Origin of the sequence: Pseudomonas tensinigenes (assembly GCF_014268445.2) — a bacterium.
GTDB classification, from domain to species: Bacteria; Pseudomonadota; Gammaproteobacteria; order Pseudomonadales; family Pseudomonadaceae; genus Aquipseudomonas; species Aquipseudomonas tensinigenes.
The window spans coordinates 4,662,227-4,674,544 of the sequence record NZ_CP077089.1; the positions used below are offsets into that span (position 1 = coordinate 4,662,227).

Annotated in this window: 11 protein-coding genes; 5 read left to right on the top strand and 6 right to left on the bottom strand. The window is 56.4% G+C overall.

Annotated features, from left to right (window positions below; translation table 11 throughout):
- Positions 1–106 precede the first annotated feature (106 nt).
- The 3 genes from HU718_RS20550 to HU718_RS20560 all read left to right on the top strand — a co-directional run bounded on the left by HU718_RS20550 (position 107) and on the right by HU718_RS20560 (position 3,543).
- The gene (locus HU718_RS20550) at positions 107–847 is read left to right on the top strand and encodes a winged helix-turn-helix domain-containing protein (protein ID WP_186615794.1); all 741 of its coding nucleotides are present in this window, start codon (positions 107–109) and stop codon (positions 845–847) included.
- Positions 848–1,126: 279 nt separating this feature from the next.
- On the top strand, positions 1,127–1,759 hold the full coding sequence (locus tag HU718_RS20555; protein WP_122596996.1) for a winged helix-turn-helix domain-containing protein: 633 nt from the start codon (positions 1,127–1,129) through the stop codon (positions 1,757–1,759).
- Positions 1,760–2,148: 389 nt separating this feature from the next.
- Positions 2,149–3,543, top strand: a complete 1,395-nt coding sequence (locus tag HU718_RS20560; protein WP_186615792.1) for an undecaprenyl-phosphate glucose phosphotransferase — start codon at positions 2,149–2,151, stop codon at positions 3,541–3,543.
- 889 nt (positions 3,544–4,432) lie between these two features.
- Here the strand turns inward: HU718_RS20560 and HU718_RS20565 are convergent.
- The 6 genes from HU718_RS20565 to galE form a co-directional block, all read right to left on the bottom strand.
- Positions 4,433–6,511 carry a YjbH domain-containing protein gene (locus HU718_RS20565; protein ID WP_186615790.1) on the bottom strand — a complete coding sequence of 693 codons (2,079 nt, stop codon included), beginning with the start codon at positions 6,509–6,511 and terminating at the stop codon, positions 4,433–4,435.
- Positions 6,508–7,266, bottom strand: coding sequence for a capsule biosynthesis GfcC family protein (locus HU718_RS20570; RefSeq protein WP_186615866.1), 759 nt, complete (start codon positions 7,264–7,266; stop codon positions 6,508–6,510). Before HU718_RS20570 ends, HU718_RS20565 begins: the two co-directional genes overlap by 4 nt.
- Positions 7,266–7,931, bottom strand: a complete 666-nt coding sequence (locus HU718_RS20575) for a YjbF family lipoprotein (RefSeq protein WP_150731631.1) — start codon at positions 7,929–7,931, stop codon at positions 7,266–7,268. Before HU718_RS20575 ends, HU718_RS20570 begins: the two co-directional genes overlap by 1 nt.
- Before the next feature lie 11 nt (positions 7,932–7,942).
- Complete coding sequence (locus HU718_RS20580) at positions 7,943–9,058, bottom strand: polysaccharide biosynthesis/export family protein (protein ID WP_174244467.1); 1,116 nt, start codon at positions 9,056–9,058, stop codon at positions 7,943–7,945.
- A gap of 90 nt (positions 9,059–9,148) precedes the next feature.
- Entirely contained in the window at positions 9,149–9,385 is a 237-nt protein-coding gene (locus HU718_RS20585; RefSeq protein WP_186615788.1) for a hypothetical protein, read from the bottom strand.
- Between the two features lie 230 nt (positions 9,386–9,615).
- Entirely contained in the window at positions 9,616–10,632 is a 1,017-nt protein-coding gene (galE, locus tag HU718_RS20590; RefSeq protein ID WP_186615786.1) for a UDP-glucose 4-epimerase GalE, read from the bottom strand.
- 390 nt (positions 10,633–11,022) lie between these two features.
- On the opposite strand from galE, the gene galU reads away from it, so the two are divergent.
- Positions 11,023–11,856 carry a UTP--glucose-1-phosphate uridylyltransferase GalU gene (gene galU / locus HU718_RS20595; protein ID WP_007910549.1) on the top strand — a complete coding sequence of 278 codons (834 nt, stop codon included), beginning with the start codon at positions 11,023–11,025 and terminating at the stop codon, positions 11,854–11,856.
- 29 nt (positions 11,857–11,885) lie between these two features.
- Positions 11,886–12,290 (top strand): phosphohexomutase domain-containing protein, encoded by a 405-nt coding sequence (locus tag HU718_RS20600; RefSeq protein WP_093433750.1) that lies wholly within the window; start codon positions 11,886–11,888, stop codon positions 12,288–12,290.
- Positions 12,291–12,318: the final 28 nt, after the last annotated feature.

Here is a 12,318-nt window from a genome sequence, read left to right on the forward strand (position 1 = left end):
ACTCGGGAGACACGTCTAAAATCCGCGCAAATGTTACCAATTGTCAGTCACAGATGAGAACCGGTGCTTTAACATCCCGATGTCAGCACTTAATTCGAGTCAATGCATGATGCTCTCAGGGAACTTAGCGACTAGAAGCCCGCGCCCGACAAACGACGAACCTGGTGTTCTTACTCTGGGTCGTACCCGTGGCGTGGCTGAACATTTCAAAGCGCTAGTCGCCCAGCATTTACGCACTGATATGGCGCTCGAAGCCGATGCGTACACTAGTTCATATCAGTTGAATGAACAGTCTGGTTCGTATCGAGCGATATTCCTGGTTATCGACAGCCCACAAGCCCTCGAAGACAATCTTGCGCTGGTCGAGAACCTGCGCAGCGACAACTTGAAGCCGATCATTTGCGCGGTCATCACCGGTCGCGGCGCCTTCAACAAGATCAAATATTATCTGGCTGGCGCGGATGTTTGTATCAAGCTCAATACCCTTTCCGACGATAGCGCCGAGTTGCTGGGCGAGTTCTTCAACAGCGAAGAATGGCAACGCGATATCGATCTGACGCTTGATCCGACCCGTATCTGCCTGATGGGCACCAGCAAGAAACTCGATATCTCGTTTGCCGAAATGAAGATCCTCGAAGCCTTCGCGCAAACCAGCAATCACATTCTGAGCCATGATGAAATCGCCAGCATCATGGGTCTCAACACCAATTTCTACGACCCTCGCGCACTGGAAAAATCAATCAGTCGCTTGCGTGGAAAAATCAAGGACATGTATGGTACAAACGCGATTCAGAGCATTCGCGGCTATGGCTATCGCCTGCTGCGGGGTCTGATATCGACTGCCTGACTCTCGGGCAGCCTTCCCTTTTGCATACGTACGAAGGATCGTCTGATGCAACCATATAGCTCCCGTTCTGCTTCACGCCTGTTTGAAATCAAGCAATTGAATGAGCGCGACAACACGACCCATAACAATAAAACTCCATAACATAGCAGCAGATCGAGTGGAATTTATCGAGGGCCAATCTTGGGCCCAGACCCTGCCTATCGATTACTTCCGAGGAAGTCATTGCTCGCCTGCCGATTTTTCTTTTAGCCAATTTTGGTGTGTATTTAGGAGAGAGACATGGAAACTAGTACAACCCTCCCAAGGAAATATTTTGTTGTCGTGACTCACAGTACAACGTCGCAACGTGAACTGGAGAGCATGCTGTCCAGTGAACGTTTCAATTCGTTTGAAGGGGTGGATTCGCCCTCTTCCGCTCCAATGGTGATGGAGTTCACATATCCAAACATCAGTCGAAAAAATGTTGCGCGCAGTATTGAACACGATACTCAGCGAATATTGGCCACACTTGAGTCCGAATGGCGGGCAGCGCAATCGGCCAATCCCTTCCAGAATGTCCCGGCGATAAGCGCGGAAACCCGCAATATGCCGCCCGCCATTGAAGGTGATATGCCTGGCAATGAAACCTGGCATCTCAACCCTGATCAGGGTGCACTGGTCAAAGAAGGTGTTGAAATCAGCCTGACTGGCCTGGAAACAGCATTGGTCAGGAAAATGCTCAGCCATGAAGAGCGTGTTGTCAGTCGTGACGAGCTGATTCTCAGCATCGGTCGAGAACCGGAACAATATCGCGGCCTGGAAATGTGCCTGAGTCGTCTGCAAGACAAATTCAAAAGCGCCAGTAATGGTGAGCGACTGTTTCGTGCCGTCAGAAATCGCGGTTATTGCCTGATTCAGGAAGTCGTCGCGTAACCACGAAAATCTCCACGAACAGAACAAACAGAAAAAGTGCGATTACAAAAACAACAAGAGCACTCTGTTTGGCTAGATCTTCCTCCCTGAATTAAACATTCCCTGCCTCCACCCTCCAACAGTAACAAATACAACATACTTTATTCACCCCTCGCTCTACGACCTTTTCTAACACCCTTCTATTTAATTATTAAAAAGTTGGCACTTTGCCATCTTGTTAGAACTCGTCAGACACCATTCCAGCCAATAACTTAGTCTATTGACTGACGACAGTTCGGCATATCGATGTTGTTACCTCAGGACACTCGTTAAAACAAAAACAATAAGTCTGCATAACAACTCGGATTTCAACTGTTGAAACCTGAATGGACGTCTTTTGGGGATACCGTATGGATCTTTCTTTAAGTATCAATCGAAGCACAGGCCTCAAGGGACTGACCTTTTGGGGCCAATGGGCGCTGGCACAAGGCTTTGTGGTGACGCTGTTGTTCATACTCGCTGAGCAGCACACCGGGACGGTCGCGTTCTACTACCGAATGTGTGCAACCCTGGCGGTACTGGCGTCGGTGCCGGCTTATACGTTTAGCGGTGTGTATCGCAAGCGTGACAATTACCTGACCGGCCTCGGTCGGCTGTTCATGGGCTGGTCGATGACCATGGCGGCGTTGGCGTGTATCGCTTTTGTCTGCCAGGCCGATGAGCTGTTTTCACGGCAGGTGATTCTGAGCTGGGCGGTGTATGGCTTCCTCGGTCAGGCATTTCTCTACGCTCCGCTGCATGCGTTTTCCAAGTACTACCAGCGTTCGCGTAAAAGCGAACACAAGACACTGATCGTCGGCACCGGCGAACTGGCGTTGGGTCTGGCGAAGAAGCTCAGCCAACTGGAAAATCTGCCGTTGGTAGGTTTGGTCAGCAATGGCGATGTGTCTGCGCTGAGTTCGGATGCACCGCGCGTTGTCGGCGATCAGGAACAGTTGCTGAAGCTGATAGAGGCGCATGACATCCGTCGCTTGTACATCACCCTGCCGTTGTGTGAAGCCGCGAAAATCGAGGCGATTTATGGTGACTTGCTAGGGGCCAACGTTGATGTGGTGTGGGTGCCGGACTTGAACAGTCTGACCCTGCTCAATCACTCGGTGAAAGTCGTGGACGGTCTGCCGGCGATCTACTTGAACGAGAGCCCGCTGACCAGCCGCCCTACCGCTGCGTTGAGCAAGAGCTTGGTAGAGAAAACCGTGGCGTTTCTGGCGATCATCGCGCTGAGTCCGATCCTGCTGATCATTGCGCTGGCGGTGAAGATCAACTCGCCCGGCCCGGTGTTCTTCAAGCAGGATCGACATGGCTGGAACGGCAAGGTGATCAAGGTCTGGAAGTTCCGCTCGATGCGTGTTCACGATGACCGTGACGTGAAGCAGGCCAGCCGTAATGACTCGCGCATTACCGCAGTCGGTCGCTTTATCCGCCGCACTTCGCTGGATGAGTTGCCGCAACTGTTCAACGTGTTGCAGGGGCATATGGCCCTGGTCGGCCCACGCCCGCACGCCGTCGCGCACAACAACTACTACTCGGGGAAAATCCTCGCGTACATGGCGCGTCACCGGATTAAACCGGGGATCACCGGGTTGGCCCAAATCAGCGGCTGCCGCGGTGAGACAGACACCATCGACAAGATGCAGAAGCGTGTGGAGATTGACCTGCAGTACATCAACAGCTGGTCGTTGTGGCTGGATCTGAAGATCCTGGTGAAGACGCCGTTTACGTTGCTGTCGAAGGATATTTACTGAGGTTCGAAGCTGTATACCGCAAGGGGACGAAAGTCCCCTTTTTTGTGGGTGGGATTTGGGAGCGGGAGTGGATTGTGGAGGGATGTCAAAAAACTTGTGGGAGCGAGCCTGCTCGCGAAAGCGGTGGGTCAGGTAACAATGATGCTGAATGTACTGACGCCTTCGCGAGCAGGCTCGCTCCCACAGGGATTCGGGAATGGTTAGGGATTTGTGGCGTGACAGATAACCAATGTAGGCCTTCGCCTGCTCGCGATGGCGGTGTGTCAGGCAACAGGATGCCGACTGTACGGACGCTATCGCGAGCAGGGTCACTCCTACAGGGGATTCGGGAATGGCTCGGGATTTGTGGTGTGACAAATAACCAATGTGGGAGCGAGCCTGCTCGCGAAAGCGTTGGGTCAGGCAACATTGATGTTGGATGTGCTGACGCCTTCGCGAGCAGGCTCGCTCCCACAAGGATTAGGGAATGGTTAGGGATTTGTGGCGTGACAGATAACCATTGTAGGAGTGAGCCTGCTCGCGATGGCGGTGGGTCAGGTAACAGGATGCCGACTGTACGGACGCTATCGCGAGCAGGCTCACTCCTACAGGGGATTAGTGGTTGGCTTGGGATTTGTGGTGTGACAAATAGCCAATGTGGGAGTGAGCTTGCTCGCGATAGCGGTGGGTCAGGCAACATTGATGCTGACTGTGCTGACGCTTTCGCGAGCAGGCGAAGGCCTACAGGGGATTTGTGGTTGGCTCGGGATTTGTGGTGTGACAAATAGCCAATGTGGGAGCGAGCCTGCTCGCGAAAGCGGTGGGTCAGGCAATGATGATGCTGACTGTGCTGACGCCTTCGCGAGCAGGCTCGCTCCCACAGGTTTTCGGGTGTTCGGGAGATCCGCGCTTACTCAGTAATCTTCTCGAAATTCCGATAAAACATGTCCCCTTCCCGGCTATCGGTCATCGAGTGCAGCTGATAGCTGCGGCTCAGTCGCGCGCCACCGTCACGGGTCAGTGGGGCCCAGACCAGGTTGGCGCGGCGCATGGTCGACATGCTCATCATTTCGTCGAACGGGATCGACAGGTAGATGCCTTTGTCGAAACTACCTTCGCCATACTCGGCACTGCCCGCCGTGGTGATCGTCGCCCACGCGCCAAAGCGCACGCCATTGAAAAACTCGCGCGAGATGTCCAGCGTGCCGCCCCAGTCTCCGGCCAGATAACGCCCGACGCTCACCGCAGCCAATGTATCGAACGGCAAATCGGTATACGCCGTGACATGCCCGGTCACCACCGAGTAATCACGCAGGGCAAAGCCTTGATCGAAATCGCGCTGACGCACCCAGTTCAGGTCCGCGCCCACCGACCAGCGCTCACCGGTCGGGCGGAACAACACTTCACCGCCGACACCGGCAAACATCGATTCCAGATAACCGCCATAGACCATGCCATACCAGTCTTTATCCAACTGCTCGGCATGACTGACCTGGAACAGCGGCATGGTCGTGTTGGACGTGGTTAGGTACTGACGCAAATCCGTGCGCACACGCGGCAAACCGCTCGGCGCATCGTAGCTGAATTTGTCGAAGTTGTTGGCCAGGTTGGCGCTGAGCAAACCGCTCCACCAGGTGTTGCGGTTGAAGCGGTATTCGGCGTCGGCATCGGCGCTCAATTGATAGAGCAAGCCATCCGGGCCGCCGACGTTCTGCTTGAAGCCCAGCCCCACACCATAGCTGAAATGCTGCGGCGCTTCGGTGTAGAGGGTCTTCTCGTTGTGCGGCATCGCCGGGTTGATCTCGGTGGTGCGGTGCAGCGATTCAAGTGGCTCTTCGTTGTTGATCACTTCGCGGAAGGTCTGGCGCGGCAAGCTGGTTTCTTCCAGCGGCAAGTCGTAGCGCTTGTTGACCACGGTGAACCAGTCGATGTCGTCGTTGACGCTGTTGTCGAGAATCCGGCTCGCCCGTCCGACTGCCTTCGACGAATGGAAGTAGCGCTGCTGCTCGCCATAGACGATCAGCTCGGAATCACGCTGGGTAATGCGCTCGACCTTGTAGCCGGCATTCTGCTGCAAACGCTGCGAGACGTTGGCCCAGTTGACCTGATCCATCGCCGTGGCCGGTGCCTTCGCCGGCAGCGGTTCCGGGGTCGGATCGTAAGTCTTCGCCGGTGCCTTGCGGCTGACGAAATTGGTGTGAAAGGTCACGCCGAACATCGCCGTATTACCGCGCTCCCACGCCGCGCTGACATCGACCGAATCGGTGACTTTGAACACCGCGCCAAGGTTGATCGGCGAGTCCTGTTTGATCTCGTTTTCCTTCGGCTCATGCTTGTAGTCGTTGCCTTCGAATTCGAGTTTCAGACTGAGGCGATCCCACGGCGTCTGGTAACTCACGCCACCGAAGAACGACGGCCGGCCACGGAAGTACGAACCCGAGTTGACGTCACCGGTGCCTTCAAGCGCCGGACGGGTATCGAAGCGATCGCTGACGTAGCCCAACGGGTTGTCGATATCGCCGCGATTACCGAGGTAACCCCAGGCAATCCCGGCGCTGAAATCGAAGTTGTCGTAGCGCTTGTTGGCGACGAAAAATTCACTGGAGAACAAACCGGTACCACCGATATCTCGGAAGCCCAGCGCCACGTCGGGCAGCCAGTGACTTTCCTGCCACAGCCGGACTTTGACGTCGACCGCCTTGTCCTTATAGCTTTGACTACCGCTGAGGGCCTCCGAGCCGTACGGCCGGTTGGTGATCGCGGTGTAGCGAAACGAGCCTTCAAGCCAGTCCAGCGGCTGCAACGACACGCTGTAGCGGCTGTACGGATCGGTGCGGTTGGCGTTGACGCTCAACTCGCCGGCCGGGGCCATGCGCGCGGTTGGCGTCTGCAACAGACCGGTGCCACCGAAGTCATTCTGGGTAATGCGCGGCTCGGCATGGGCCAGACCGCAGGGCAATAACAACACAGCTGCAAAACGTAACTTCAACGAACCACCTCGGCCAGCTGCGTGGCAATGAATTCGGCCAACTGCTGATTCAGTTCAGGAAGAGGCGGATCAAGATCATCATTTTTCACCGGCACCAGAATCTTGCTGCCGGCCACCGGGAATTGCCCGGACTCACGATTCCAGTGGGCGATGCCGACACGCCGCGACACGCCGTTGGGCTGGATCAGCCACAGGTAATCGGCTTCGGCATCGGCCAGAATCGAACAGCCTTGCAGGTATTCACGGGCCTCCTGCAACGGCTGATACGGCAGGTGACACGGCTCGGCCACCGCGCCCAGCACTTGTACTTCATCGACGCGCTTCGGATAAACCAGACGATCGCCGTCATCGAGACGAATGTTGCGCGCGAAGCCGACTTCCAGCGCTACCGGATCGAGATCGGCGATCTGCCGCCCCGTCACCGGCATCTGCCGCACTTCTTCGGCAATGCGCTGCGCAAGCGCCGCACGACTCGGCAGATCGAACAGCATCGACATGCGTTGCAGCACCTCGAGATCGAACAGCACGCCAACCTTCAGCCGTGTCTGCTCTTCTATCAGCGACTGCCGCAGCAAGCCGCCCGCCAGCCAATAGCCCTCGGCATTCGGCACGGCTTCGCTGATCACATCGAGCAAGCGTCCGCCCGGTGGCAACTTGACCGGCCCGGGATTGGCGACATCGCCCGACACGGTGACGGCCGCCTGACTCACACTCGCGACCAGCAACAAGCTCGCCGACAACATTTTCAGGCGCATCACGGCAGGTGCCTGCGATCAGGGGTCAGTTGCACGACCTTGACGCGCAACTGCGACGTCAGTTGCTGCTCGCTCTGCAAGATGAAACCGTCACGCGGGTCGACCCAGTAACGATTGGTCGCGCTCAGGCCAATGGCCGGGGCGTCAATGTGTTCATCGACACGCAGCACGGTGTATTCCTTGTCGAGAATCTGCAGGGTCTGTTCGGATCGGCGCGAGAAGCGACTGTTAACGATCACCCCGACTTCCTGCCCCTTGTAGAGGTCGATCCAGCGCCGTGTGGTGAAACCGTCGGCGACGTGATGCAGGCCTTGTTTGAACGGCGCGTCATCGGCCAGCCGCGTGCCATCGAGATCGCCTTCCAGGCCCAGGCCAATGGTGCGCACGGCGAGGCCATTGCGCAGCAGCAGAACCTGTTTGCCCGAGGCGACCCAGAACTGCAGGTCTTCGCGCTCGCGCACCAGCGCCAGCACGCCGGAGCCGGAAGGCGTGGTCAGTTTCAGTTGCGGGTAGTTGACCCCGGCCACTTCGGCCGCCGACACGTCCACTTCATCCGGGCCTACGACTGCCGCTTTAAGGTTGTTCAACGAAGCGCTCATCAGCGGGTTACAGCCGCACAGCAACGAGGCCGCCATCAGGCACAGGCCAACTTTCAAAATATTCAAAGTCGGCGACCTTATTTGCTGTTGTTACTGTATTCGCTCCAGTTCTTCGCAGCGGAAGCGCCAGTGCCGACAATCGATGCCGATGGCACCAATTGGCTGATCAAGCGGTTCCAGCGAGTCACGTTGGCAGGCCCGACATACACCACGTCCTGCGGGCGGACTTCGAAGTGCGAAGCGAGCGCCATGGCGGTCGGCGATTCGGCTTCCAGCTGATAGATCTTGGCCGGTTCGACATCGAGGTTTTCCACGCCACGAATGACATAGACGGCGTTGCCATTGGAGGTGGTCTGGGCCAGGCCACCAACCGATCCGAGCACGTCGGTGAGGTTCATCGTCGCGGTCTTGAAACTCAGTGCACGCGGTTGATTGACCTCGCCCATCACGTAGATGCGCTTGTTGTCGTTGTACGGCAGATACAGCTGATCGCCGCCCTTGAGGTAGACGTTCTGCAACTCGGAATCCTGCTGATTGAGCGAGTCGAGATTGAGCGGATAGGTGCGCCCCTTGCGCGTCAGCAACAGCCCGGACAAATCGGCGTTGTTGGTGTCGATGCCGGCCGAGCCAAGGGCTTCGACCACGCTCAGCGGATTGGTGGAAATCGCTTGCGGGCCGGCCTTGGTTACCGCGCCGGTGACCACGACTTTCTGGCTGGCGAAACGCAACACCGCGACATCCACCTGCGGCTCGGCGATGAATGCCGACAGCCGCTGTTCGATGTCCGAGCGCAGTTGCTGGATGGTCCGGCCGGTGGCCTGGACTTCCTTGATGAACGGGTAATAGAGCGTGCCGTCGGAACGCACCAGTCGGCCGTTGGCATCGATCTGTTGTTGCGCGCCCGATGGCGCCGTCAGCTCGGGGTGATCCCACACGGTGATGTACAGAACATCGTTGTTGCCGATGCGGTATTCGGCCGGGGTCGCCAACAGTTCCGGCGGCAGCGACTCACGCTTTTGCGTGGCGCGGTTCATGGCGATCAGCTTTGGCGTGATCGGGATCAGCTCGACCCGGCTGCTTTCGCTGGCACCCTGGCGGGTGATGTCACTGGTGCTGAGGTATTGACCGGGGGAAAACATGCAACCTTGCAAAGCGAGACTTGCCAACATTAAAAGATAAACACTACGAGTCATAATGGCACTACGCTATTCAAGGGCGAATCCAAAAACAAAGTCACCCGACTTGCGTCGGGCGACCCTGTACTGCACTAACAGAACTTCCTGTTAGTTATGCGTGCCGGTTGTACCGGTGGTACCCGTCGTACCGGTGGTACCGCCGTTGGCACTGCCACCGCTGTTAGACGCCGCTACAGCACTGGCAACCATTGCAGTACTGGCTGCGGGCGCTTGAGAAGCCGCCACGTTGCCACCTACATTGGTTACCGCTGTCAGCGGTGCTTCAGCGGCGGTAGCCCAGTTGCTCAACATCGTCAACAGGGCAACTGCCATCACTTTTTTCATATCAACTCCTTTCTAACATTCGACCTGTTAAAAAACTGGCCTGAGTTAGCGGTGGTGAGTTCAAGTCCGCAAAAAGCGCGAACATGATCCGTCGTTCTTTCACAGTCTTACCCAACTGATAAAAGTCGAACGGCAGGTTTATATCTACGGACTTGCAAAAGGCTTTGCCAGTGTAATTTCCCGACGTTATCTAACAAGCTGACTGAAAATAACATTGGACTAAATGGCCATCATTCCAAGTAGCCCTTGGGATGATTCGATTGCCAGCGCCAAGTGTCAGTGACCATGTCCTGCAAGTTGCGCGTGGCTTTCCAGCCAAGTTCCTTCGCAGCCTTGGAAGCGTCGGCCCAACTCTCGGCGATATCCCCGGAGCGACGCGGCATCATGCGATACGGCACCGGTTGCCCGCAGGCCTGCTCGAACGCGTGGAGCACCTGCAGCACACTGTAGCCATCGCCGGTGCCGAGGTTCCAGGTATGAATGCCGGTGCATTCGGAAATGGACTGCAGCGCCTTCAAATGCCCGTCCGCCAGATCGACGACGTGGATGTAATCGCGCACGCCGGTGCCGTCGACCGTCGGGTAATCGTTACCGAAGATCGACAGCTCTTGCAGGCTGCCGACCGCGACTTGGCTGATGTAAGGCACCAGATTATTGGGGATACCGTTGGGGTCTTCGCCCATATCGCCGCTATGGTGGGCGCCGATCGGGTTGAAGTAGCGCAGCAAGGCGATGCTCCAGCGCGGCTCGGCCAGGCTCAGATCACGCAGGACATTCTCGACGATGAGCTTGGACTGGCCGTAGGGATTGGTCGGATTGCCTGTTGGGAAATCCTCGCGGATCGGCATCTGCTCAGGCTCGCCATACACCGTGGCCGACGAACTGAACACCAGACGGAACACCCCCGCCGCCGCCATTGCCTGGCACAGATTGATGCTGCCGCTGACGTTGGTCTCGTAGTACTCGAGCGGCTTGCGCACACTCTCGCCGACCGCTTTCAGGCCGGCAAAATGCAGCACCGCTTCAATGTTGTGCTCGCGGAAAATCCGGTCGAGCAGTAACCGGTCACAGACATCGCCGCGGATCATCCAGGCACTCTTGCCGCAAATGCCCTCAACGGCGTGCAACGCGGCTTCACTGCTGTTGCAAAGATTATCCAATACAACAACTTCATAACCTGCTTCAAGCAATGCAAGTGTGGTATGCGAGCCGATATAGCCGGCACCACCCGTTACCAGAATCTTCATAGTGCTATCCGTCTTTGGATGAGTGACAAGTAGCGTGTCAAGCCTGTTTTATTGAAGATGTGTCACAATCCACACAAACAGGCGACAACAACCGAAAACAAAACTAGTTCAATGACTGGCAATAAATATTTTTGCAGGTCACACTGTATTGCTTGGTACTTATTAGCACTCCCTGTGCACTCATCACTATCAACAGATACCGACTAAAAATAACTAATAACGCACTTACCGACATCTCATAACATTGTCGTGTTTTACCGCCACTGGCATTTGCCATTAATAACCTGACTCAGGTATTAAAGTAAGCCTTCAATCCAACATTGAACTTGTACGCCCTTTATTAGTGCGCGCATCTGTCGCCTGTGTTCCATGACTGTCCAGGATACTTTTATGATTCGTAAATGTTTGTTCCCCGCTGCCGGCTATGGCACGCGTTTCTTGCCGGCTACCAAAGCCATGCCGAAAGAGATGCTGCCAATCGTCAACAAGCCGTTGATCGAGTACGCCGTTGAAGAAGCGCGGGACGCCGGTCTGCAACACATGGCCATCGTCACCGGTCGCGGCAAGCGTGCGCTGGAAGACCATTTCGACATCAGCTACGAACTCGAACACCAGATCCGTGGTACCGAGAAAGAGAAATTCCTCGCCGGCACCCGCGAGCTGATCGACACCTGCACCTTCTCCTACACCCGTCAGGTGGAAATGAAAGGCCTGGGCCACGCGATTCTCAGCGGTCGTCCGCTGATCGGCGACGAGCCGTTCGCCGTGGTACTGGCCGATGACCTGTGCCTGAACCTCGAAGGTGACGGCGTGCTCACCCAGATGATTGAGCTGTACAAGAAATTCCGCTGCTCGATCGTCGCCATCCAGGAAGTCCCGGCCGACCAGACTCACAAGTACGGCGTGATTGCCGGCGAACTGATGTCCGACGGCATCTATCGGGTCAACAACATGGTGGAAAAACCGGCCCCGCAAGATGCGCCGTCGAACCTGGCGATCATTGGCCGCTACATCCTCACCCCGGACATCTTCGACCTGATCGCCGACACCCAACCGGGCAAGGGCGGCGAGATCCAGATCACCGACGCGCTGATGAAACAGGCGCAGAACGGTTGCGTGCTGGCCTACAAATTCAAAGGCCTGCGCTTTGACTGCGGTGACGCCGAGGGCTATTTGCAGGCGACCAATTTCTGCTACGAAAACGTTTACCTCAAGGGCCGCTGAGACGGCTCCCTTCACCCAACGAGGCCACCATGAACATTGCACAACATTCCGTAGAGATTGAACGCGAGGTGGGTAACCTCGGGGTGATGAGCTGGTTGTCCCGCCATCAACCGTTGCCCAGCGCCAACGAGTCCTGGCTGGGCACGATTCTGCTGGTGGAGCGCATTGGCGTGTTTCCGGCGTCCGGTGATATCCGCCGGCCGCTGCGCGACCCGTATCCGCTGCTCGCGCATTTGAAAAAACTGTATGGCGAGCAAGCGTTGGAGATGGATGATCAGGATGGCCTGAAAGTGATCTTCAGCGACTGGCGTTTTCGCGTGCGGATTTGCTGCAACGATCCGGCGATCATCATCAACGTTGAGACGCGCTGCGATACGCGGCTGATGCCGCAGAAGATTGCGGAATTGCTCGAGCAAGTCGACGCCTTCGAATAACTCCCCTCACCTGATCGTTCCCACGCTC

Bases quoted from the DNA above. Each gene is read 5' to 3' on its own strand.
- HU718_RS20550 (WP_186615794.1), top strand. From the start codon at position 107: ATGATGCTCTCAGGGAACTTAGCGACTAGAAGCCCGCGCCCGACAAAC.
- galE (WP_186615786.1), bottom strand. From the start codon at position 10,632: ATGAAGATTCTGGTAACGGGTGGTGCCGGCTATATCGGCTCGCATACC.
- HU718_RS20580 (WP_174244467.1), bottom strand. From the start codon at position 9,058: ATGACTCGTAGTGTTTATCTTTTAATGTTGGCAAGTCTCGCTTTGCAA.
- HU718_RS20570 (WP_186615866.1), bottom strand. From the start codon at position 7,266: ATGCGCCTGAAAATGTTGTCGGCGAGCTTGTTGCTGGTCGCGAGTGTG.
- HU718_RS20560 (WP_186615792.1), top strand. From the start codon at position 2,149: ATGGATCTTTCTTTAAGTATCAATCGAAGCACAGGCCTCAAGGGACTG.
- galU (WP_007910549.1), top strand. From the start codon at position 11,023: ATGATTCGTAAATGTTTGTTCCCCGCTGCCGGCTATGGCACGCGTTTC.
- HU718_RS20600 (WP_093433750.1), top strand. From the start codon at position 11,886: ATGAACATTGCACAACATTCCGTAGAGATTGAACGCGAGGTGGGTAAC.
- HU718_RS20585 (WP_186615788.1), bottom strand. From the start codon at position 9,385: ATGAAAAAAGTGATGGCAGTTGCCCTGTTGACGATGTTGAGCAACTGG.
- HU718_RS20555 (WP_122596996.1), top strand. From the start codon at position 1,127: ATGGAAACTAGTACAACCCTCCCAAGGAAATATTTTGTTGTCGTGACT.